The organism is Nonomuraea sp. NPDC003804 (assembly GCF_040610675.1).
Lineage (GTDB): Bacteria > Actinomycetota > Actinomycetes > Streptosporangiales > Streptosporangiaceae > Nonomuraea.
This window is the reverse complement of the sequence record NZ_JBEXMT010000020.1, coordinates 1-21,001: the sequence shown is the minus strand read 5'-3', so window position 1 is coordinate 21,001 and position 21,001 is coordinate 1. Positions and strand designations below refer to the sequence as shown.

Below are 21,001 nucleotides of genomic sequence, written 5' to 3'. Positions count from 1 at the left end.
CCCCGCCGGGTGGGCGAGGCGTTGCCCGCGATCTTCGGTATGGTAGCGGGATCGAAGCGTGCTACACGGGTAGGTGGAGCTGGGTGACTGCGGAGCAGGCCTTGTCAATCAGCCTCGGACTACAAGGTCCGTGTGTCATCGCGAGGCTGACAGGCGACTTCGACTTCGGATCGGCGGCGGAGGTCCGTGATCGGGTCACCAAGGCACTCGATCTCAGCCAGCCTCCGATGATCGTCATCGACATGCAGGCCGTCGAGGTCTGCGACTCCTCGGGGTTGTCCGTGCTGGTCTACCTCCACAAGGCAGTCACCGCCTCCGGCGGGCGGCTGCTCCTGTCCGGGCTCAACGGGCGCTGCAAGCACCTGTTCGCGATCACCGCGCTCGACAAGTTCTTCGACATCAGGCCCACCGCCGAACTCGCCATCGCCGAACTCTCCGAATCCGGGCATTCTCCGCCGTTCGCCGGGTAGTCGGGCGGCATGGCGGACCTGTTAGGCGACTACCTCAAGGAGATCGGCGGGATCCCGCTGCTCACCGCCGAGGATGAGGTCGACCTCGCCCGTCGGATGGAGGCGGGACTCTACGCCGCGCACCTCCTGGCCCACGGCGACGACCGGCCCGAACTGCCGGCGCTCGTGCGGGACGGCGGACAGGCCAGAGATCGGCTGATCAGGGCCAACCTGCGCCTGGTCGTCGCCGCCGCCAGACGCTACGCCCACCGCGGGCTCCCCCTGCTCGACGTCATCCAGGAAGGCAACCTGGGGTTGATCCGAGCGGTGGAGAAGTTCGACTACAAGCGCGGATACAAGTTCTCCACCTACGGCATGTGGTGGATCAGGCAGGCGATCGAGCGCGGCATCAACGACAAGAGCAGAACCGTGCGGCTGCCCGCCCACATGGCCGAGGAGGTCACCCGCCTGTCACGCATCACCCTGCGGCTGGCCGCCGACCTGGGCAGGGAACCCGGCGAGGCCGAACTGGCCACGGCGGCCGGCCGTACCGTCGAGCAGATCAAGGGCCTGCGCAGGATCGCGCGGGAGACGATCAGCCTCGACACGCCCGTCGGCGAGAACGGCGAGGCCAGCCTCGGCGACCTGATCGCCGACGACGACGCCCCGCAGGTGGCCGAGCTGATGGAACTGCGCGCGCTGGCGGCCGAGATCCGCGGGCAGGTGCGGGAACTGCCGGTGCGCGAGGCGTTCATCATCAGACGCCGGTACGGCCTGGCGGGCGGCAAGGTGCTCACCTACCAGGAGATCGCCGACCGGCTCGGACTCACCAGGGAACGGATCAGGCAGTTGGAGCGGCAGGCGTTGCGGAGGCTGCGCGAGGGCGGGCCGTTGCCGGCCTGGGCTTCCTGATCACGTGTCGACAGCGGCGGCCGCGGTGTGCTGATCTCATGGCGCGGTCGGGCGCTGGTACGTCTCGGCGCGCACCTCCGTCCGCCACTTCCCCTGCCGCTGACCGGCCAGGAACCCCCGCGTGCTCGGCAGCGGGGGAACGCGCGAAAGCCCACGGACGGCTCCTGCGGGAAGGGCCGTCTCGCGGGCTGAGATCATGAACGCCCGGAGATCAGGCGGTGATCATGAGGGCGAGGCCGATGAGGACCACGATCGGGACCACCCAGACGACAGCCTCGGCCGCGAACTCCTTGTACATGCTGTTGCTCTCCCTCAATGGGCCGCAGAAAAGGTCACTGCGCAGCATAGCCGCAGTGGTCAGCGGTCCGTCCCCCGGTGCTCCCTCTCGGCGAGCCTCAACCGCTTGCCGAGACTGAAGCGCAACCCGTCGGCCATGAGCAACGGCAGGTCGCGAGAGTCGGTCTCGACCCGCTCGACCACCTCGGGATGATCTCCCAGGTGACGTGTCCAAGCCCGTAGAACCTGGGGCATCGCGGCGACGGCGGCCTCGCTCATGATCGCTTCCCTCGGCAGCCACGAGGTCAGGAACTGAGTGACGCGCGCCGGGCTCCACCACGACGGACGATCACCCAAGAACTCCACAAGAGTGGCGAACGCCTCATCCGCGCCCGGCACGTCCGGGAGATCGTCGAAGCGGTCCACGGTGTCATCCGGCGACCGCCGCCCACCCCCGACACCCTCCGAGGCGCTCTCCGCGCTGACTGCAGGGACCTCGGCGGTGGGCGCGGAGCTCTCGGGGGCGCGTGCTGGGCTCTCCGCGCTGCCCGCGGGGCTCTTCGCGCCGAGGACGGGGTTCTCGGTGGCGTGGGCGCGGGCCAGGACGATCGCGCGGGCCTGCGGGAGCGTCTCGGCGACCGGGGCGCCCAGCACCGCGTCGGTGAGGTCGAACGCGTCGATGATCCGGCCCGCCACCCGCACCGGATCGGCGGGGCGGACGTCGAGGTCCTCCAGGAACTTCGGCTCCTCGATGACCGCGTCGACCGCGAAGCCGCCGTTGGCCTGGTCGATGGCGACGACGGCCAGGTGGGGTTCCTTCTCGTTGGGATAGACGAAGGAGATGACCGCCAGGGCCTGCTCGCCGTAGGGGTCGGCGGTGCCGTACCATGCGGATTCGGGTCGGGCCCGCCCCATGAGCTCCATCCAGCGCGGAACCCCGGCCGCGGCGACATCGCGCGTCGACGCGTAGGCGCCGGGCGTCACAGTGGCGTCCCCACGGTGCACGGTGGGCTCGCTGATGTCCGCGCCGTGGGCGGTGGGAGTTACACCGGCGTCCCCACGGTGGGCGGCGGGCTGGCCGGCGCCCTCTCCGCGGACGGTGGGTTCGCCGGTGTCCGCGCCGTGGGCGGTGGGCGGCTCGTCGGCGTCCGGGAGTTGGGAGAGCGAGGCGAGGGCGGTCAGGACGAGGCGCGCCTCGGGGGTGTCGTCCCGGGCGACGCGCGCCAGGAACGATCCGGCCGCCTCCTCGTCGTCCCGCCAGCTGGCGGCCAGCCTGCTCGCCCACAGTTCGGCTCGCAACGGCGACCGCCACCGGAGCAGGTCGCGAGCCTGCCGTACGGCGTCGCGGTAGAGGTCACTGGTCTCGTCCATGGCACCCACCCCATGACCGTACCCAGTCGGAGGGGTGCGGCAGGCGCCCGTCCGCTCGGCGCTGAACCGTGCGGGGTGCGGGGCCCACCGGGACCCCGCACCCCGTGAGCGATCAGTAGTCGTCGCCCGCCAGGCCGGCCTTGCGCAGGGCCTCGGCGAGGGCGCCGGTCGGCGCGGGACGGCGCTGCCCGCCCTGGCGGCCACCCTCACGCCCGTTGCCACCCTCACGCCCGTTGCCGCCGTCACGGCCACGGCCACCGTCACGCCCGTTGCCGCCGCCGTTCCCCCGGCCGCCGTCACGCGTGTTGCCACCGCGGCCGCCGTCGGCGCGGCCTTCCCCGCGGCCACCCGAACGGCCGCCGCCGCGCCCTTCTCCGGAGCGTCCGCCACCCGGCTGGCCGTCTGCGCCGCGGCCCTCGGCCGAGCGTCCACGCCCCTGCCGGGCGCCCGCCGCGCTCTCGTCCTCCAACCGGAGCGTGAGCGAGATGCGCTTGCGCGGGATGTCGACCTCGAGCACCTTCACCTTGACGATGTCGCCGGGCTTCACCACGTCGCGCGGATCCTTGACGAACGTGCGCGACATCGCCGACACGTGGACCAGCCCGTCCTGGTGCACGCCGATGTCGACGAACGCCCCGAACGCCGCGACGTTCGTGACGACCCCTTCGAGGATCATCCCGGACGCGAGGTCGGAGAGCTTCTCCACGCCTTCCTTGAAGGTCGCCGTCTTGAACGCCGGACGCGGGTCACGACCCGGCTTCTCCAGCTCGCCCAGGATGTCGGTGACCGTCGGCAGGCCGAAGGTGTCGTCGACGAACTCGGCGGGCTTGAGGGAGCGCAGCGTCGCGGTGTTGCCGATGAGCGACTTGAGGTCGGCGCCGACCGCGCTCAGGATGCGCCGCACCACGGGGTAGGCCTCGGGGTGCACGCTGGAGGCGTCGAGCGGGTCGTCGCCGCCGGGGATGCGCAGGAAGCCCGCGCACTGCTCGAACGCCTTGGGCCCGAGGCGCGCCACCTCCTTCAGCGCGCTGCGCGACCTGAACGGCCCGTGGGTGTCGCGGTGCTGGACGATGTTGTCGGCCAGCGTCGCCCCGATGCCGGACACGCGGGTCAGCAGCGGCGCGGAGGCGGTGTTGACGTCGACGCCGACCGCGTTGACGCAGTCTTCGACCACCGCGTCGAGCGAGCGCGACAGCTTGGTCTCGGCCAGGTCGTGCTGGTACTGGCCGACGCCGATGGACTTCGGGTCGATCTTGACCAGCTCGGCCAGCGGGTCCTGCAGGCGGCGGGCGATGGAGACGGCGCCGCGCAGCGAGACATCGAGGCCGGGAAGCTCCTGCGAGGCGTAGGCGGAGGCGGAGTAGACCGACGCGCCGGCCTCCGACACCACGATCTTGGTCAGCCCCGGCATGTGCTTGACCAGTTCGCCGGCGAGCTTGTCGGTCTCGCGGGAGGCGGTGCCGTTGCCGATCGCGATCAGCTCGACGCCGTGCTTCTGGGCGAGCGCGCCGAGCACGGCGAGCGACTGGTCCCACTGGCGCTTGGGCTCGTGCGGGTAGATGGTCGCGGTTTCGACGACCTTGCCCGTCGCGTCGACCACGGCCACCTTGACGCCGGTGCGCAGGCCAGGGTCGAGACCCATCGTGGCGCGCGTGCCGGCGGGCGCGGCCAGCAGCAGGTCGCGCAGGTTGGCGGCGAACACCCGCACCGCCTCGTCCTCGGCCGCCTGCCACAACCGCATGCGCAGGTCGAGGCCGAGATGGACGAGGATGCGCGTGCGCCACGCCCAGCGAACCGTGTCGGCGAGCCACTTGTCGGCCGGCCTGCCCTGGTCGGAGACGCCGAAGCGGGCGGCGATGCGCATCTCGTACTCGGGCCCCTCCTCGGGCTCGAGCGTCACCGAGAGGATCTCCTCCTTCTCGCCGCGGAACATCGCGAGGATCCGGTGGGAGGGCAGCTTGGTGAACGGCTCGCTGAAGCCGAAGTAGTCGGAGAACTTGGCCCCCGCTTCCTCCTTGCCCTCGCGCACGGCCGAGACCGCCCTGCCGTGCGACCACATGCGCTCGCGCAGCGTGCCGATCAGGTCGGCGTCCTCGGCGAAACGCTCGATCAGGATGGCGCGGGCGCCCTCCAGGGCGGCGGCCGAGTCGGCCAGCCCCTCCACGACGTACGGCTCGGCGGTGGCGAGCGGGTCGAGCGTCGGGTCGCCCAGCAGCGCGTCGGCCAGCGGCTCCAGCCCGAGCTCTCGGGCGATCATGGCCTTGGTGCGGCGCTTCGGCTTGTAGGGGAGGTAGATGTCCTCGAGACGGGCCTTGGTGTCGGCCGCGAGGATCTGCTCCCTCAGCTCGTCGGTGAGCTTGCCCTGCGTCTCGATCGACTCCAGGATCGCCGCGCGCCGCTCCTCGAGCTCACGCAGGTAGCGCAGCCGCTCCTCCAGCGTGCGCAGCTGCGCGTCGTCGAGCGCGCCGGTGACCTCCTTGCGGTAACGCGCGATGAACGGCACGGTGGCGCCGCCGTCGAGCAAGTCGACCGCCGCTTGCACCTGCCCCTCGCGTACGCCCAGCTCTTCCGCGATGCGCTGGTGAATAGAGAGCACTGATTCGCCTTTCGATGGTCCGCCGCCCAATTGTGCCGGACCCGCGGGGCGGGTGCGCTCGCCGGCTGCGTCTTTCCCGCTCAGGAGAGGTTTCTCCCGTACGGCAAGCCGGCCTGGCACCTCCGTCCCCGCATGGTCCCGTCCGCCGAGGGCGCGCGCCCAGCAGGACTTCGGTCCCCGCCGTCACGGCGAGCCTGAACCCGAAACCCTAGACCCCCGCACCGACATTTTCCGCTCGCCCGGCCGCCGACGGTGGGACGCGCCGCGGCGGTTCGAGGAGAGGGCGGGCGGTCATGCGCGCAGTGGTGGTCGGGGGAAGATCTGGGGGTCGCGCGCGGCGGTGATCGGAGGGGAAGGGGGAAGCTCGTGCGCGGGTCACGGTGGTGATCGGAGGGACGGTCAGGTGCTCATGCGCGGGTCGCGGTGGCAGTTGGAAGGGACGGTCAGGTGCTCGTGCGCGGGTCGGGGGCGGGGTGCCGCCGCCGTTCGGGCAGAACGACGGCGGCACGCCGGCTCAGTGAGGCACGGTCGCTCTCGCCGGTGTCGAGCAGTCGGGGCACGCGGGCCCCGACCACGGCGCGGGCACGAGTTGGCCGCGGTGGCGCCACGTGACGGCGCATCTCCCGCACCCGTTGTCGACGTGCCACGCCTCGTAGGTGTAGCGCCACTCCTTACGGCATTGCGGGCAGTGATGGGTCCATGTCTCCAGAACGACGTACAAGTCCTTCATGTCGGGCTCCGATCAGGGTGGAAGTACGGCGGGCACAGGGCCCTGTCACGTACGCCACACGCAGAGGAGCGTCTGGAGCTCGGCCGCTCGCGCGCACGGGCGCGGGGCGGGCGGGAGGGTGGTCCGGGCGCGACGGCTCGGCACGGGGTGATGGGCGGAGCGGCGGAGGAGCGGTTCGGCCCTCCGGGAGACCTCCTCGGCGGGTGTACCCCGATCGGTGGCGACCACCTCGCGGTCGGCGGTGAGCGCCTCGTTGTAGGTGCTGGTGCCGAGGACCTGCATGGTCCAGGCGAGTGCGGCGATGAGCACCCACAGCCATGCCCTTGCCCCAGGGGACAGGCGGGGCGCAGCGGCGATCACGCATCGTAATATCTCCGGCACCCAGAGTCGAGAATCGCAACGGAGCGTAATATTCGCCCGCCCGCCACCGTCGAACGGATGCCACCCCGGCGACACCCTGATCATCTACAAGTCCGACCGCATCGCCCGCTCGGTCAAGGAACTGCTGATCTCCCTCGAAGACGACGCCGAAGGAACCCAGGCGCTGGTCTGCGACGGCCACACCATCGACGCCCGCAACCGGCTGACCGGCGGCCGCATCGAGCCGCTGTGAGCGTGCCCGGGGCTGCCCGCAGCAGCTCCCGACACACCTTTTGATCATCACACCGGCCCTCGCATCACCTCGACGCGGGGGCCGGTCTCATGTCCGGCGGAAGCCGCCCATCCGCCGGCGTCATCTCGCCGCGCGTCTGCTCCCCAGCTGGTGTCCTCATCCACGCTCGGACACCGGGTCATCACGAACGGGCACGCGCCTTCGGCCTCGTTTCCTCGCTGGTCAGCCGCTGTCCAGGCCGGGCGGGTGTCCGGTCGTCGTCCGCAGGTGCTGTCCACAGGTGGTGGACACCGTGCCGGCCTGCCGAAAGTGATCTCGCAGTGCTCAAGACGACGAAGGGAACAGACGATGAAGAAGATCGGCGGGCTGGTGGCGGGCGGGCTCCTGGCGGTAGGGATGACGGCCCTGCCGGGTGCGGCCGCGACCGAGCAGGCACTCACCGGAAAGGTGGTCAACACGGCGGGGCTCGCCACGTTCGAGGCGACCCTCATCGGCGGGACCGCAGATGGAGAGGCGTACCGGATCGAATTCAACAAGCGCCCCGTGCGGTGGTACGAGTACGGGGCCACGGTCCATCCGGTGTGCTGGCTGGAGGGCCCGAAGGTCACCGGCCCGTACGGTTCGACCACCGCCTGGATCTCCCTGGGCGGCGGTTACAGCTCCAGCGGTTACGGCACGCAAACGGTGCTGACCGACGCGTGGGTCAACACCGGCGACGACATCCGCAAGCAGGTCAGAAAGTGCGCAAGGTCCGGACAGTGACGAGCGCCCCCTTGCCACTGATGCAGCGCCCGTAACTGTGCGATGAACGCGGCCACCGGGTCCTCCCCAGGGCCTCGCCGGTGTCCACGTCCATCCTCGGCGATCGGATCATCTCCTCGCTCGGTCAGCCGCCGTCCAGACCTGGCAGGTGTCCGCTCGTCGCCGGCATGCGCTGTCCACGGGCGTGGACACGCCACCGGTTTTCCGAAAGTGATCTTGTGCCATCACGGCACACCATCTCGACCCGACAGGAGTCACGCAGTGAGATCTGTTCAGCGCATCGCCGCCCGGGCCGTCGCAGCAGCGGCCCTCGTCCTGCCCGCGCTCGCCTTGACCGGCTCGCCCGCCGTCGCCGATCCCGCCGAGGAGACGTTCACCCCCTACGTCACCACGCTGGAGCGCAACACCACCGCCTGCCCCGGCAACGACCAGTACTTCAGCGGCTGGGACACGCAGCGGCCCATCGAGTGGACCTACACCAACGGCGACCACGCCTGCATCGAGGTCCAGTACAAGGTGGCGTTCACCGCCGCGAACTGCGCCTACCAGTTCTACGTGCCCGACAGGCAGGCCACGGGCTACATCGACTTCTGGGTGGAGGGGATCACCAACGAGGGTCACGGAACCTGGGGCACCAACGCGGGGATCAACGAGATCGACAAGGAGGGCTGGTACACCATCTACACCGGCGACCGCGTCACCTCCATCAAGTTCTGGGACAGAGGGCCGAAGGGATACACGCTCGGCTGGGGCAAGTACGCCAGCCTGAAGCGCGTCTGCTCCTGATCCCTGAGGGGCCGACACCCAGCTGCTGCAGCGCATAAGGGGCCCGGCCTCACCGATCATGGTGGCAGGGCCCCTTTCGCGTGTGCAGGCTGGAAACCTGCACCGATCTATCCGAGCACCGGGTAGTTCGCGCGGAACACGTTGTGCGGGTCACGGGCCCGCTTGATCTCTCGCAGCCGCGCGAGCGTGCTGCCGGAGAAGGACTTCGCCGCCGTGTCACCGGGGGACAGCACGGTGTACGGCTTGCGGCCGCTGATGTAGGCCTCCAGGTCGGCCACGACCTCGGCCTGCTTGGCACGCGTCGCATCGGCCGCGTGCGGCAGGCCGAGACCCACCAGGCCGAGCAGGTACGGCTCAGCCACCGCGCCGCTCGCACCGGCCCCGCCGCCCGGCTCGGCGAGCGCCCCGCCCAGGTGCCTGATCTGCAGGTTGATGAGCGGTTCGACCGGCTTGGCCGACATCCGCGACCGCACGCTGGAGGGCCAGGAGCCGGCCCGGCGGCGCGGCAGGATCGGGTCAGGCGGGGGCCATGCGGTGTTCCTGGGGGCTGAGCCCGCGCTCCCGCTTGAACGCCGTGCTCAACGCGAACGCGCTGCCGTACCCCACCTTGTGTGCCACGGAGGCCACGGTCGCCTCGGGTTCGCGCAGCAGGTCGGCGGCCATGGTGAGCCGCCAGCTGGTCAGGTAGGACATCGGCGGCTCGCCCACCAGTTCGGTGAAGCGGCGCGCCAGGGCGGCGCGGGAGACTCCCACGCGGTCGGCCAGCGCGGAGACCGTCCACGGACTGGCGGGCTCGTTGTGCAGGACGCGTAGCGCGCGGCCGACGACGGGGTCGCTGTGCGCCTGGTACCAGGCGGGCGCCCCGGCTTCGGGCCGGGAGAACCAGGCGCGCAGCGTGGCGATGAGCAGCAGGTCGAGCAGCCGGTCGAGGAAGACCTCCTGGCCCGGCTGGTCTTTGGCGATCTCGTCGCCGAGCAGGGCGAGCAGGGGCGTGTCGAGTGAGGGAACCACCAGCGCGGACGGCAGGGCGTTCAGCAGCCGCCTGCTGATCTCGCCGCGCAGCTGGTAGGTGCCGCTGAGCATGACGGCGGGGCCGTCCAGGCTGTCGCCCCAGGTGCGCACGCCCAGGTCCATCGACGCGCACAGCTCCACGCCGTCGACGGTGGTGCTGCGCTCGCCCGGGTGGATGAGGATGGTGGGCTCGGTGGCGGGGTCGTCGGCCACGTTGTACGCCTCGGGGCCGCGCATGATCGCCACGTCGCCGGGCGTCAGCCGTACGGGGGCGCCGCCGTCGGGGATCACCCACGCCTCACCGCGCAGCATCGAGACGAGCGTCAGCGGGGCCCGGTCGAGGATGCGCACCGACCATGGGGGCGTCATGATCGAGCGGAGCAGGAAGGCGCCACGGGCTCGCGGCCCGTCGAGGAGTCCTGCGAGAGCGTCCATGCGACGAAGCCTAGACGCTGGATGATGCGGGCGAGCTTCTCGACGATGGCCGCCGTCCGGGGGTCGCGGCCAGGCTGAGGGCATGACGATGACGACGGTGACCCAGGTGCTCGCGGTGCTCAGCCTGGTTCTGCTGGGCGCGATGGCCGGCCTGTTCTACGGGTTCACGATCTCGGTCATGCCCGGGCTCGACGCGATCAGGCCCGACCAGGCGGTGGCGGCGATGCGCAGCGCGAACAGGAAGATCCTGAACCCGGTCTTCCTGCTGATGTACCTGGCGGCGCCTGTCGCCCCGGTCGCGGCGGGCGTGCTGCTCCTCGTCCAGGACGTGCCGGCGGCGGGGACCGCCTTCCTCGGCGCGGGCGGCCTGTACGTCCTCGGCGCGTTCGCGGTCACCGCGGCGGTCAACGTGCCGATGAACAACGCGCTGGAGGCGGGCCGGGGGGAGCCGGAGCGGCTGTGGGCCGCCTACTCCACCCGCTGGCGGCGGTGGAACACGCTGAGGGGGCTGGTGAGCTTCGCGTCTCTCGCCATCGCGGGGGTGGGCCTGTTGTTGTGGTGATGCCGGGGAAGGGAGAGGCGTAAGTCGCTACGATCTTGCCCGGCGGGGCGAAAGCCGGGCGAAAGGCGCGGATCCCGTCAGAGTGGCTTACGAAAGGAACTCCCCATGCGCTGGCACAAGCGTCTGCTCGCCGCAGGGGTCGTCGGGGCCGTGACCATGACCGCATCCGCGTGCGCGGGCGGACAGGTGCGCGGTGCCAGCCAGCCCCCCTCAGCGCCCGCCACCGGATCCACCGCCTCCCCGACGGCGAACGCGGCGACGGAGAACGACAAGACGTTCGTCTACGCGCCCAACCTCGACGTGGTGACCGACTGGGACCCCGCGACCTCGTACTCCAACGAGAACATCGCGATGCAGAACATCTACGAGTCGCTGACCCGCTACAACGTCGCGACCCAGAAGCCGGAGCCGCGCCTGGCCACCGAGTGGAGCTCGGCGGCCGGCGGCAAGGAGTGGACGTTCAAGCTCCGCGAGAACGTGAAGTTCCACAGCGGCAACCCCGTGACCGCCGAGGCCGCCAAGAAGGCGATCGAGCGCACGATGAAGCTGAAGGGCGGCGCCGCCTACGTCTGGGACGCGGTCAAGAAGATCGAGACCCCCGACGAGCACACGCTGAAGTTCACCCTGTCCTACGCCAGCCCGCTCGACCTGGTGGCCTCCTCGGGCTACGCCTCCTACATCTACGACACCAGCGTGGTCGAGCAGGTCAAGGACGGCAAGGCCGACGCGGGCACCGGCCCGTACACGGTCGACACGTGGGAGAAGGGCAAGGAGACCGAGCTCACGCTCAAGGCCTTCGACGGCTACTGGGGCGGCTGGAAGCCCGAGCAGTACAAGAAGGTCGCCTTCCGCGTCACGCCCGAGCTGAACACGGCGTGGCAGCTGCTGCAGAAGGGTGAGGTCAACTTCGTCCAGCGGCTGAACCCGCAGCTGTTCGCGCAGGCCGGCGGCACCGCCGGCGTGCAAGCGTCGCAGACGGCGTCCTTCCAGAACCTGATGCTGCTGTTCAACACCGAGAGCGGCCCGCTCAAGGACGTCCGCGTACGGCAGGCGCTGCAGAAGGTCCTCGACTACGACGGCCTGGTCGCCGCGCTGAAGGGCGCGGGGCAGAAGGGCTCGGGCCTGGTGCCGCAGGGCCTGCTCGGCTTCACGCCCGGCCTGGAGCCCAAGCAGGACCTCGCCGAGGCCGCCGAGCTGCTGGCCGCCGCCGACTACGGGCCCGACCTCAACGAGCTGAAGCTCAGCCTGACCTACGCCCAGGGCGACGCCGACCAGCAGCTGCTGGTCACGCTGCTGACGGCGGAGCTGAAGAAGCTCAACGTCTCCCTACAGGCCAAGCCGATGCAGTGGAACCCGCAGTGGGACCTCGGCAAGAAGAAGGGCCAGGACATCTTCGTCATGTACTGGTTCCCGGACTACGCCGACCCGTACTCGTGGTTCGTCAACGTCTTCCGCAGCGCCGACCCCGTCTCCTTCAACCTGTCGTACCTGAAGGACGAGGCCATCGACAAGGAGATCGACGCGCTGCCCGAGCTGACCGCGACCGACAGGACGGCCGCCGAGCGGTCCTACGCGGAGCTGCAGCGGAAGATCATCGAGGAGAAGGCCGCGGTGGCGGTGCCGTTCGTGCAGACCTACCAGCGGGCGCTGTCGGCGGGCGTGGAGGGCTACGTCGACAACCCCGCCTACCCGAACGTGGTCTCCTTCTACGACCTGAAGCCCACCGGGTGACGCGTTACCTGGCTCGCCGGCTCGGCCAGGCTCTCCTGGTCGTGGCCGGCGTGGTCACGCTCACGTTCGTCATCATGCGGCTGGTGCCTGGCGATCCCGCCGTGGCGTACGCGGGGCCGAAGGCGACGCCCGAGCAGCTCGCCGCGGCGCGCGAGCAGTTCGGGCTGGAGCGGCCGCTCCACGTCCAGCTCTGGAACTACGCCAGGGACCTGGTCACCGGCGACTGGGGTGTCAGCCTGCGCACCCGCAGACCGGTCATGGAGGACCTGGCCAACGCCTTCCCCGCGACGCTGGAACTGGTGGGCGCGGCCCTGGTCGTCGCGATCCTGGTGGGGGTGCCGGTCGGCGTGCTCGCCGCCCGCCACAAGAGGAGACTGCCGGACCTCTCGGTACGGCTGGGCTCCATGCTGGCCGTCTCGGTCCCGGTGTTCTGGCTGGCGCTCACCCTCCAGCTGGTCTTCGCCACCCATCTCGGCTGGTTCCCCGTGGCGGGCGAGTACGACACCACGCTCGACACCACCAGCCCGCTCACCCTGTGGACCAACATCACGATCGTGGACGCGCTCATCACGGGCAACTGGCCGATCTTCACCAGCACGGCCGAGCACCTCGTGCTGCCCGCGCTCGTCGTGGCCGCCTACCCCGCGGGCGTGATCGCCCAGCTCACCCGCGCCGCGCTCATCGAGGAGTCGGGGCAGGACCACGTGCGGCTCGAACGGGCCATGGGCTTCGGCGAGACCGCCATCCTGACGCGCTTCGCGCTGCGGCCCGCGCTCAACCCCGTGCTGTCGCTGATCGCGCTCGTCTTCGCCTACTCCCTGGTCAACGGCTTCCTGGTCGAGGCGGTCTTCAACTGGCCCGGCCTCGGCCGCTACGCGTTCAACGCGATCACCTCGGCGGACACGCCGGGCATCGCGGGCGTCACCGTGCTGGTCGCCGTGGTCTACGTGCTGGCCAACCTGGTCGTCGACCTGCTCCAGGGCGTCGTCGACCCGAGAGCGAGGGCGCGATGACCACCGTCGAGCCGCGCCGGCGGCTGCCCCGCGTCCCTGACCGCTTCGCGGCCTTCGGTGCGGTGCTGCTCGTGCTCATCGTGCTGTCGGCGATCTGCGCGCCGTGGCTGGCGCCGTACCCGGAGAACGACACGCAGCCGCTGCGCGCGCTGCTGCCGCCCGGTGCCGCGCACTGGTTCGGCACCGACCAGGTCGGCCGCGACATCCTCACCCAGGTCCTGTACGGCGGGCGCACCTCGCTGGCGATCGCCGTCGCCGTGCTGGCGGTGTCGGCGACGGCCGGGGTCACGCTCGGCCTCGTCGCGGGCTACGCGGGCGGCTGGGCCCGCGACGTGATCATGCGGATCACCGACGTCTTCCTCGCCTTCCCCGCCCTGCTGCTCGCCCTGGCGCTCGCCGTGGTGCTGCGGCCGAGCGTGACCACGGTGATCCTGTCGATCGCGGTGACCTGGTGGCCCTGGTACGCGCGCCTGTCGGCCTCGGTGGCCGCCTCCGTCTCCACCAGGAGCTACGTGGACGCGGCCCGCTGCCTGGGCGTGCCGGCCCCGCTGATCGTGCTGCGGCACGTGCTGCCGAACTCGCTCACGCCCGTCCTGGTGCAGCTCTCGCTGGACGCGGGCGGCGTCATCCTGACCGCGGCGGCCCTGTCCTACCTGGGGCTCGGCGCGCAGGAGCCGACCGCCGAATGGGGGTTGATGGTGTACCAGGGGCAGACGCTCTTCACCACGAACTGGTGGGTGGTCACCTTCCCCGGGCTGGCGATCCTGCTGACGGCGTTCGCGTTCAACGTGCTCGGCGAGGGGTTGCGCGGCGCGCTCGACCCGCGGAGGACGGTCCGGTGATCAGCATCAGGGACCTGCGGGTCGCCTACGGGTCCAGGGTGGTGGCGCACGTGCCCGTCCTCGACGTGGCGGCGGGGGAGTGCGTGGCCGTCGTCGGGGAGAGCGGCTCGGGCAAGTCCACGACGCTGCTGGCCGCGCTGGGGCTCACCGAGGGGGCCACGGTGTCGGGGGAGGTGAGCGTGTGCGGGGTGGACGTGCTGCGGGCCAGGCCCCGCGCGCTGCGCGCGATCAGGGGGGCGAAGGCGGCGCTGGTCATCCAGTCGCCGCAGGCGGCGCTGTCGCCGACGACGCGGCTCGGCGTCCTCATGCGCAGGGCACTCAAGCGCCACGGCATCACCGGCACCCCCTCCTCCGGGCCGTCCGCCGCCCTGCCCGACGGGAACGCCGGGGTGCTCCCCGACGGGGAACCCGCGGGCGGCGCCGGGCGCGTGGACGCTCCGCGGCGGGGCGGGATCGAGGCGGTGATGGCGCGGGCGTGCGAGGCCGTGATGCTCGACCCGGCCATCCTGCGCCGCTACCCGCACGAGATCTCCGGCGGCCAGGCCCAGCGGTTCGCCATCGCCCTGGCCATCGCGCTCGGCGCCGAGGTGATCCTGGCCGACGAGCCCACCAGCGCCCTCGACGTCACCGTCCAGGCCGAGGTGGTCGGCGTGCTGCGCAGGCTGCGCGAGGAGCGGGGGCTCGCCCTGCTGATCGTCTCCCACGACCTCCCCCTGGTCTCCACCATCGCCGACCGCGTGCTGGTCATGAAGGACGGCGAGGTCGTGGAGTCGGGCCCGGCACACCAGGTGCTGTCCAGTCCCGGCCACCCCTACACCCGCGAGCTGCTGGAGGCGCTCCCATGATCATGCGCGCCGACGGCGTCACCCTCGCCTACGGCAGGACGCCCGTCGTCCACGACGTCACCCTCGACATCACCGAAGGCGGCGTCGGCCTCATCGGCGAGTCGGGCTCGGGCAAGACCACGCTCGCCCGCGCCTTCCTGGGCCTGCTCCGCCCCGTCAAGGGCCGCGTCACCTACGGCGGGCAGGACCTGTCCAAGGTCGACAGGAAGGTCTTCAGGAAGGCCGTCCAGCCGGTGTTCCAGGCCGAGTCGCTCGACCCCAGGATGTCGGTCGGCCGCTCGATCGCCGAGGGCAGCCGTGACAGGGCGGCGGTGCCCGCGCTGATGGAGCAGGTCGGCCTGGACCCGGCGCTGGCCGGACGCAAGCCGCACCAGCTCTCCGGCGGGCAGCGCCAGCGGGTGGTCATCGCCAGGGCCCTGGCCGTGCGTCCCAGGCTGCTCGTCCTCGACGAGCCGACGAGCGCGCTCGACGTGACCGTGCAGGCCAGGATCCTCGACCTGCTGGCGGGCCTGGGGACCGAGCGGCTGCTCATCACCCACAACCTGGCCGTCGTGGGGCGGCTGTGCCGTACCTCTCACGTGCTGTTCGCCGGGCGGATCGTCGAGTCGGGGCCGACGGAGGACCTGCTGCGGCGGCCCGCCCACCCCTACACGCTGGCGCTGCGTGACGCCGTGCCCAAGCTGGGCGGCCGGCCGCCGGTGGCCAGGGGCGGAACCGAGTCGGCGCCCGCGGACACCGGATGCCCGTTCCGGCTGCGGTGCCCGCTGGCCGTACCGGAGTGCGAGACCGCCCCGCAGCCGCGCGAGGTGGCGGGCAGGACGGTCGCCTGCCACCGGGCCGAGCTGGTGCTCACGGGGCTGGCCGCGCGGTGATCACAGGGCGCGCAGCCCGTTGATCACCTCGAGCATCACCTTGGCGTCGGGCGCGGGCGGCGGCTTCTCGACCTCCACCAGCTTCTGCGCGTGCAGGTCACCGACCAGCACGCGCACCACGCCGATCGGCAGGTTCAGCTCGGCGGCCACGTCCACCAGACGGGTGGGTTTGGTGCACTGCTGAAGGATGATCAGGTGTTCGGGGCCGAGGCCCACGGGCATGGCGAGACCGCCCGCCGTGATGATCACGGCGATGAGGTCGATGGCCTCGCTGGCGGGCACGGTGCGACCGCGGGTCAGCAGGTAGGCGGGAACGATCGGACCTGCGTCCTCGTCCAGCCAGCGCTCCTCACTCACTGGTCACCACCCGCATCTTCCTCACGGGTTCCTGCTCCTGCTCCTCGGGTGCGACGACGAGCTCTGCGGGGATCAGCACGATGGCGGTGGTCCCTCCATATGGCGAACCGCGCAACGTCACGCGGATGTCATGCCTGGCGGCCAGGCGGGCGACGACGAACAGGCCGAGCCTGTCGCTGTCTGCGAGATCGAACTCGGGCGGGTTGGCCAGCCGTTCGTTGAGCTCGGCCAGCTCCTCTTCGCTGAGTCCGAGTCCCCTGTCCTCCACCTCCACGACGAAACCGTGCGCGGCGAGCTCGCCCCGCACGGTCACCGTGGTGTGCGGAGGGGAGAAGACGGTGGCGTTCTCGATCAGTTCGGCGATCAGGTGGATGACGTCGCCGACCACGGGCCCGGCCAGCGAGTGGGCGGGCATGGGCGAGACGGTCACCCTGGTGTAGTCCTCCACCTCGGCCGCGGCGCCGCGCACCACGTCGTGCAGCGGCACCGGCTTGCGCCAGCCACGTCCGGGAGTGGCGCCCGACAGGATGATCAGGCCCTCGGCGTGGCGGCGCATGCGGGTGGTCAGGTGGTCGAGGCGGAACAGGTCGTCCAGGGCCTGCGGGTCGGTGGCGGTGCGCTGCATGCCGTCCAGCTGGATGCGCTGGCGGTGCAGCAGCGTCTGGCTGCGCCGGGCCAGGTTGCGGAAGACCTGGCCGACGCCCGCGCGCAGCTTCGCCTCGCCGACGGCCGCCTCGACGGCGGTCTGCTGGACGGTGGCGAAGGCCTTGCCGACATCGGCGATCTCGGTCGTCCTGCCCGGCACGGACAGCTCGGGCACCTCGACCTCCTCGCCCTGGCGCAGCTTGCGGACGACCTGCGGCAGGCGGGTCTCGGCCACCTCGAGTGCGGCCTCGCGCAGCGTGGCCAGCTCCTTGGACAGCCGGTTGCCCATCCGCAGGGAGATCATGAGGGAGACGACCACGACGAGCAGGCCGGTGCCCGCCAGCACGAGGGCGCGCACGAGCACCGCGTCGGCCACGGGCTCGGCGCGCTCGGTGAGCATGACGCCCGCCTCGTTCTGCGCGTTCTGGATGGCGTTGGCCAGCGCCGTGGAGGTGGAGGGCCAGTCGGCGGGCGCACGGCCCGCGATGATCTGCTCCTCCATGATCCGCAGCCGCTGGTAGGCGGGGGTGGTGATGATGCCGACCTGGATCTCGCGCAGCGGCGCGTCCAGCTCGGCGAGCGCCTGGTCGATGAGGAAGCGGCGGTTGCCGACGAGCTGGGTGAAGAGCTTGCGCTCCTCGTCGCCCGGGTTGCCGACGGCGATGGCCTGCTCCCTGGTCAGCAACTCCTTGGCGTAGCCGAGGTTGATGACCAGGCGCGACTGCTCGTAGATCGGGATGTCGTCGATCAGCGCGACGCTGCGCTGCAGGCCGAACAGCGCGTCGGAGATCGCGTTGTAGGCCTCGATGGTGGGCAGCCGGGGCGACAGGCCGGCGTCGACCTCGCCCCTGATGGCCTCGAGGTGCACCAGCTGGGTGAGGACCGCGTCGATCTGGCGGCGCACCGCCTCGGTGGTCGAGCCGCGCGAGCGGTCCGACAGCTGGCGGAAGAGCTCCCTGGCCGCGTCGGTCCTGGCCCGCTGCTCGTAGGCGGCGCTCTGGTCGGCCGGAGCGTGCCGGTGGACCACCAGCCGGGCCGAGGACAGGCGCTCGCGCTGCAACTCGCCGATCAGTTTGCTCGCGGGCTGGCGTAGATTGGTCCAGCGCTCCTTGTAGGAGCGCAGCTCCAGGCTCTCGCCCGCGGTCACCGCGACGATGACACCCCACAGGGTCATCATCGACACCAGCGGAACTAGCAGCAGGCCGACGATCTTCACTCTGATCGTGCGGCTTCGGCCCATGGCACCTCACTCCGGTCGGTCCCTAGCATCGGAACCCCGGATTTGGGACAGGTGAGAGCCTAGCAACTGCACCTCGCAATTTCCCGATTTTTCGGGATTTTGAGCATCATTTCGTGATCTTGCAGTAGGTTTCCCAGGACGATCGGGGAGTAGAGGGAGGCAGATGCGCCGTCGGCTGATCGCGGCCGCGCTCGCGCTCCTCCTCGCGGGCTGCTCGACCGCCCCGCAGGCACGGCAGGAGCAGCGGCCACCCGCGAAGGACTCCACGTTCGTCTACGTGGAGAACCTCGGCGTGGTCACCGACTGGGACCCGGCCAGCTCCTACTCCAACGAGATCATCGCGATGCAGAACATCTACGAGTCGCTGACGATCTACAACCCGGTCACCAAGAAGGCGAGCCCGCGCCTGGCCACCTCCTGGCGCGCCTCCGCGGACGGCCGGACCTGGACCTTCACCCTGCGCTCCGGCGTCACCTTCCACACCGGCAGGCCCATGGACGCCGCCGCGGTCAAGGCGTCGATCGAGCGCACCATGCGCTCCAAGAGCGGGCCCTCCTACATCTGGGGCGCGGTCGAGTCCATCAGGGCCGACGACCCGCTCACGGTGACGTTCACGCTGAAGTACGCCGTGCCGCTCGACCTCGTCGCCTCCTCCGGGTACGCCGCCTACATCTACGACACGGCGGCCGCGCCCGACCTCAAGGCGTGGTTCGCCGCCGGCCAGGACGCCGGCACCGGCCCGTACACCGTCGCCGGCTGGCGGAAGGGCAAGAGCGACGAGCTCACGCTCAAGGCCTACCAGGGCTACTGGGGCGGCTGGGACCGGCCCCACTACACCACGGTCAAGTACGTGGTCGAGCCCGACATCGAGGAGGCCTGGCGGCGCCTCATGCGCGGCGAGGTCAGCTTCGTGCACCGGCTCAACCCGTCCCTCTACCGCAGGGCGAGCAGGACGGCGGGCGTGCGGACCGCCGCCATGCCGTCGTTCCAGACCGCGATGCTGCTCTTCAACACCTCCGCCGGACCGCTGGCGGACGTGCGGATCCGCAGGGCGCTGCGCAAGACGATCGACTACTCGGGCACGCTGCGCGTGTTGCGGGGCGCGGCCTCTCCCTCGACGGGCGTGATCCCCGAAGGGCTGTTCGGCCACTCGGCCGGCCGTACGCCCAGGCAGGACCTCCAGGGCGCGGCGGACCTGCTGGCCAGGGCGGGCTACGGCCCCGGCCGCCTGCCGCTGCGCCTCACCCTCACCTACGCCCAGGGCGACGAGGACCAGCGGGTCTTCGTCCGGCGCCTGGCCGCCACCCTCGAACCGCTCAACATCACGCTGGTGGCCAAGGCGCTGCCGTGGGAGGAGCAGTGGGCCCGCGGCAAGCGGCGTGGTCAGGACATCTTCCTCATGTACTGGTGGCCCGACTACGCCGACGCCTACTCGTGGTTCACCAACGTCTTCAGGAGCGCGGAAGGCGTTCAGTTCAACCTGACCTACCTCAAGGACCGCGAGGCCGACGCGCTGATCGACACGCTGCCCGAGCTCACCGTCACCAACCGCGCGGCGGCGCAGGAGGCCTACGCCAAGCTCGACAGGAGGCTGCTCGACGTCCAGGCGGCGGCCGCGGTGCCGTGGGTGGTCAACTACCAGCGGGCCTACCTGAGCGGCATCCAGGGCTACAACGACAACCCGGCCTATCCGGACGTGGTCTTCGTCCACGAACTGCGGCCGGTCGGCTGAGGTCAGCCCTGCTCGACCTCGGCCTCGACACGCTCGCGGAGCCGTGACCTGATCTCCTCCGGCGTGTAGGCGCGGCGCCGCCGTTCGGCGCGGGCCATGACCACGCCGGTCGCGGCGACTCCTGCCACGCCTGCCAGGCCGAGAATCTTCCACCATTTCGTCCGCATGTGCCTAGGGTAGTGGCGTGCTGACTCTCGACGAGGCCGTAGATCTCACCCGTACCGGGGACCTCTGGGTGTTCAGGGGACGCTCGGTGCCGGACCGGGCGATCCAGACAGTGACCAACAGCCCGGTCAACCACGTGGGCATGTCGATCGTCATCGAGGACATGCCACCCATGATGTGGCACGCCGAGCTCGGCAAGTCGCTGCTCGACCTGTGGTCGGGCACCCACCAGCGCGGGGTGCAGCTGCACGACCTGCGCGAGGCGGTCACCGTCTGGGGCCGGCGGTACGGCCAGCGCGGCTGGTTGCGCCAGCTCGAACCGCAGGCCACCGCCGAGATGGAGGACGCGGCGCTGCGCACGGTCGCCAGGCTCGACGGCACGCCGTTCCCCTCGACCGCGCGCCTGGCGGGGCGATGGCTGCGCGGCAGGATCCCCCGGCTGCGGCGCGAGGTGGGGGAGCGGACGCTGGAGCGCGCCTACTGCGCCGAGGTCGTCGCCGTCACCTACGAGGAGATGGGCCTGCTGCCGGTCGGCCGCAGGCCCAACTGGTACGACCCCGGACGGTTCTGGAGCGGCGACGACCTCGACCTGCTGCTGGGTCACAAGCTGGGCGGCGAGATCTCCGTCGCGGTGCCGCCCGGCGAGAGCTGATCAGCCCGCCAGCTCCCACACCGACGCGAACGCCTCCTGGCTGATCTCGGCCAGCTCCCAGATCTCCAGCGGCTGGTCGGTGAGGAAACCGTGCTCGTCCTGCAGGTGGCGCCACCAGTAGCGGTGGACGGAGCGGTCGGCGCGGATCTCGATCTGCCTGATCGCCCAGTGCTCGCCGGCGCCCTCGACGCTCTCGAACAGCCACACGCCGCCGTCGCCGTCGTCGGCCCGCCAGTGGTGGCGGGCCAGGTCGGACTCGGCGAGCTGCCTGATGACGGGCTCACGTAGATCTGGAAGCACGCGCCCACTCTAGTAGTACTTTGTTAGTTCGTCATGGTGGTCGTTGATGGCAGGTGGGGCATCGGCCGCTCCAGGTGGCTAACAGCACCTGGAGCATGTGCAGG

At 70.9% G+C, this 21,001-nt stretch carries 22 protein-coding genes; 13 read left to right on the top strand and 9 right to left on the bottom strand.

What is annotated here, in order from left to right; all coding sequences use genetic code 11:
• Positions 1-83: 83 nt before the first annotated feature.
• The gene (locus tag ABZX22_RS25965; RefSeq protein ID WP_354913536.1) at positions 84-470 is read left to right on the top strand and encodes an STAS domain-containing protein; all 387 of its coding nucleotides are present in this window, start codon (positions 84-86) and stop codon (positions 468-470) included.
• 9 nt (positions 471-479) lie between these two features.
• The gene (locus tag ABZX22_RS25960; RefSeq protein WP_354913534.1) at positions 480-1,361 is read left to right on the top strand and encodes a sigma-70 family RNA polymerase sigma factor; all 882 of its coding nucleotides are present in this window, start codon (positions 480-482) and stop codon (positions 1,359-1,361) included.
• A gap of 357 nt (positions 1,362-1,718) precedes the next feature.
• On the opposite strand, the gene ABZX22_RS25955 is transcribed toward ABZX22_RS25960, so the two are convergent.
• The 3 genes from ABZX22_RS25955 to ABZX22_RS25945 all read right to left on the bottom strand — a co-directional run bounded on the left by ABZX22_RS25955 (position 1,719) and on the right by ABZX22_RS25945 (position 6,643).
• Positions 1,719-3,008 (bottom strand): hypothetical protein, encoded by a 1,290-nt coding sequence (locus ABZX22_RS25955; RefSeq protein WP_354913532.1) that lies wholly within the window; start codon positions 3,006-3,008, stop codon positions 1,719-1,721.
• 112 nt (positions 3,009-3,120) lie between these two features.
• Complete coding sequence (locus ABZX22_RS25950) at positions 3,121-5,604, bottom strand: Tex family protein (protein WP_354913530.1); 2,484 nt, start codon at positions 5,602-5,604, stop codon at positions 3,121-3,123.
• 775 nt (positions 5,605-6,379) lie between these two features.
• A complete protein-coding gene (locus ABZX22_RS25945) occupies positions 6,380-6,643 on the bottom strand; it encodes a hypothetical protein (RefSeq protein ID WP_354913528.1) in 264 nt (87 codons plus the stop codon).
• Here ABZX22_RS25945 and ABZX22_RS25940 point away from each other — a divergent pair.
• The 3 genes from ABZX22_RS25940 (at position 6,636) to ABZX22_RS25930 (ending at position 8,495) form a co-directional block, all read left to right on the top strand.
• Positions 6,636-6,947, top strand: a complete 312-nt coding sequence (locus ABZX22_RS25940; RefSeq protein ID WP_354913526.1) for a hypothetical protein — start codon at positions 6,636-6,638, stop codon at positions 6,945-6,947. The two genes, ABZX22_RS25945 and ABZX22_RS25940, sit on opposite strands and share 8 nt — an antisense overlap.
• 348 nt (positions 6,948-7,295) lie before the next feature.
• Complete coding sequence (locus ABZX22_RS25935) at positions 7,296-7,709, top strand: hypothetical protein (protein WP_354913524.1); 414 nt, start codon at positions 7,296-7,298, stop codon at positions 7,707-7,709.
• 261 nt (positions 7,710-7,970) lie between these two features.
• On the top strand, positions 7,971-8,495 hold the full coding sequence (locus ABZX22_RS25930) for a hypothetical protein (protein ID WP_354913523.1): 525 nt from the start codon (positions 7,971-7,973) through the stop codon (positions 8,493-8,495).
• A gap of 107 nt (positions 8,496-8,602) precedes the next feature.
• On the opposite strand, the gene ABZX22_RS25925 is transcribed toward ABZX22_RS25930, so the two are convergent.
• Both ABZX22_RS25925 and ABZX22_RS25920 read right to left on the bottom strand, forming a co-directional pair.
• Complete coding sequence (locus ABZX22_RS25925; RefSeq protein WP_354913521.1) at positions 8,603-8,956, bottom strand: BBE domain-containing protein; 354 nt, start codon at positions 8,954-8,956, stop codon at positions 8,603-8,605.
• Between the two features lie 55 nt (positions 8,957-9,011).
• On the bottom strand, positions 9,012-9,941 hold the full coding sequence (locus tag ABZX22_RS25920) for an AraC family transcriptional regulator (RefSeq protein ID WP_354913519.1): 930 nt from the start codon (positions 9,939-9,941) through the stop codon (positions 9,012-9,014).
• Between the two features lie 82 nt (positions 9,942-10,023).
• On the opposite strand from ABZX22_RS25920, the gene ABZX22_RS25915 reads away from it, so the two are divergent.
• From ABZX22_RS25915 to ABZX22_RS25890, 6 genes are all read left to right on the top strand, one after another.
• Positions 10,024-10,503 carry an anthrone oxygenase family protein gene (locus ABZX22_RS25915; RefSeq protein WP_354913518.1) on the top strand — a complete coding sequence of 160 codons (480 nt, stop codon included), beginning with the start codon at positions 10,024-10,026 and terminating at the stop codon, positions 10,501-10,503.
• A 105-nt stretch (positions 10,504-10,608) separates the two neighbouring features.
• Entirely contained in the window at positions 10,609-12,234 is a 1,626-nt protein-coding gene (locus tag ABZX22_RS25910) for an ABC transporter substrate-binding protein (RefSeq protein WP_354913516.1), read from the top strand.
• The gene (locus tag ABZX22_RS25905; protein ID WP_354913514.1) at positions 12,231-13,247 is read left to right on the top strand and encodes an ABC transporter permease; all 1,017 of its coding nucleotides are present in this window, start codon (positions 12,231-12,233) and stop codon (positions 13,245-13,247) included. The genes ABZX22_RS25910 and ABZX22_RS25905 overlap by 4 nt, the downstream gene beginning before the upstream one ends.
• A complete protein-coding gene (locus ABZX22_RS25900) occupies positions 13,244-14,089 on the top strand; it encodes an ABC transporter permease (RefSeq protein WP_354913512.1) in 846 nt (281 codons plus the stop codon). The genes ABZX22_RS25905 and ABZX22_RS25900 overlap by 4 nt, the downstream gene beginning before the upstream one ends.
• Complete coding sequence (locus tag ABZX22_RS25895; protein WP_354913511.1) at positions 14,086-14,934, top strand: ABC transporter ATP-binding protein; 849 nt, start codon at positions 14,086-14,088, stop codon at positions 14,932-14,934. The genes ABZX22_RS25900 and ABZX22_RS25895 overlap by 4 nt, the downstream gene beginning before the upstream one ends.
• Positions 14,931-15,806, top strand: coding sequence for an ABC transporter ATP-binding protein (locus ABZX22_RS25890; RefSeq protein ID WP_354913510.1), 876 nt, complete (start codon positions 14,931-14,933; stop codon positions 15,804-15,806). The genes ABZX22_RS25895 and ABZX22_RS25890 overlap by 4 nt, the downstream gene beginning before the upstream one ends.
• Here ABZX22_RS25890 and ABZX22_RS25885 read toward each other — a convergent pair whose 3' ends face one another.
• The gene (locus ABZX22_RS25885) at positions 15,807-16,163 is read right to left on the bottom strand and encodes a DUF742 domain-containing protein (RefSeq protein ID WP_354913508.1); all 357 of its coding nucleotides are present in this window, start codon (positions 16,161-16,163) and stop codon (positions 15,807-15,809) included.
• Positions 16,156-18,048, bottom strand: coding sequence for a nitrate- and nitrite sensing domain-containing protein (locus tag ABZX22_RS25880; RefSeq protein WP_354913506.1), 1,893 nt, complete (start codon positions 18,046-18,048; stop codon positions 16,156-16,158). Before ABZX22_RS25880 ends, ABZX22_RS25885 begins: the two co-directional genes overlap by 8 nt.
• Before the next feature lie 163 nt (positions 18,049-18,211).
• Here ABZX22_RS25880 and ABZX22_RS25875 point away from each other — a divergent pair, with 163 nt between their 5' ends.
• Positions 18,212-19,780: an ABC transporter substrate-binding protein gene (locus tag ABZX22_RS25875; protein WP_354913504.1), complete on the top strand. Its 1,569-nt coding sequence runs from the start codon at positions 18,212-18,214 to the stop codon at positions 19,778-19,780.
• Positions 19,781-19,782: 2 nt separating this feature from the next.
• Here ABZX22_RS25875 and ABZX22_RS25870 read toward each other — a convergent pair whose 3' ends face one another.
• A complete protein-coding gene (locus ABZX22_RS25870; protein ID WP_354913835.1) occupies positions 19,783-19,947 on the bottom strand; it encodes a hypothetical protein in 165 nt (54 codons plus the stop codon).
• 20 nt (positions 19,948-19,967) lie between these two features.
• On the opposite strand from ABZX22_RS25870, the gene ABZX22_RS25865 reads away from it, so the two are divergent.
• Positions 19,968-20,597 (top strand): hypothetical protein, encoded by a 630-nt coding sequence (locus tag ABZX22_RS25865; protein WP_354913829.1) that lies wholly within the window; start codon positions 19,968-19,970, stop codon positions 20,595-20,597.
• On the opposite strand, the gene ABZX22_RS25860 is transcribed toward ABZX22_RS25865, so the two are convergent.
• Positions 20,598-20,897 carry a hypothetical protein gene (locus ABZX22_RS25860; RefSeq protein ID WP_354913502.1) on the bottom strand — a complete coding sequence of 100 codons (300 nt, stop codon included), beginning with the start codon at positions 20,895-20,897 and terminating at the stop codon, positions 20,598-20,600.
• Positions 20,898-21,001: the final 104 nt, after the last annotated feature.

Coding starts and splice junctions, on each gene's coding strand:
- ABZX22_RS25890 (WP_354913510.1), top strand. CDS start 14,931: ATGATCATGCGCGCCGACGGCGTCACCCTCGCCTACGGCAGGACGCCC.
- ABZX22_RS25915 (WP_354913518.1), top strand. CDS start 10,024: ATGACGATGACGACGGTGACCCAGGTGCTCGCGGTGCTCAGCCTGGTT.
- ABZX22_RS25910 (WP_354913516.1), top strand. CDS start 10,609: ATGCGCTGGCACAAGCGTCTGCTCGCCGCAGGGGTCGTCGGGGCCGTG.
- ABZX22_RS25955 (WP_354913532.1), bottom strand. CDS start 3,008: ATGGACGAGACCAGTGACCTCTACCGCGACGCCGTACGGCAGGCTCGC.
- ABZX22_RS25920 (WP_354913519.1), bottom strand. CDS start 9,941: ATGGACGCTCTCGCAGGACTCCTCGACGGGCCGCGAGCCCGTGGCGCC.
- ABZX22_RS25960 (WP_354913534.1), top strand. CDS start 480: ATGGCGGACCTGTTAGGCGACTACCTCAAGGAGATCGGCGGGATCCCG.
- ABZX22_RS25935 (WP_354913524.1), top strand. CDS start 7,296: ATGAAGAAGATCGGCGGGCTGGTGGCGGGCGGGCTCCTGGCGGTAGGG.
- ABZX22_RS25925 (WP_354913521.1), bottom strand. CDS start 8,956: ATGTCGGCCAAGCCGGTCGAACCGCTCATCAACCTGCAGATCAGGCAC.
- ABZX22_RS25880 (WP_354913506.1), bottom strand. CDS start 18,048: ATGGGCCGAAGCCGCACGATCAGAGTGAAGATCGTCGGCCTGCTGCTA.
- ABZX22_RS25940 (WP_354913526.1), top strand. CDS start 6,636: ATGAGCACCCACAGCCATGCCCTTGCCCCAGGGGACAGGCGGGGCGCA.
- ABZX22_RS25875 (WP_354913504.1), top strand. CDS start 18,212: ATGCGCCGTCGGCTGATCGCGGCCGCGCTCGCGCTCCTCCTCGCGGGC.
- ABZX22_RS25870 (WP_354913835.1), bottom strand. CDS start 19,947: ATGCGGACGAAATGGTGGAAGATTCTCGGCCTGGCAGGCGTGGCAGGA.
- ABZX22_RS25900 (WP_354913512.1), top strand. CDS start 13,244: ATGACCACCGTCGAGCCGCGCCGGCGGCTGCCCCGCGTCCCTGACCGC.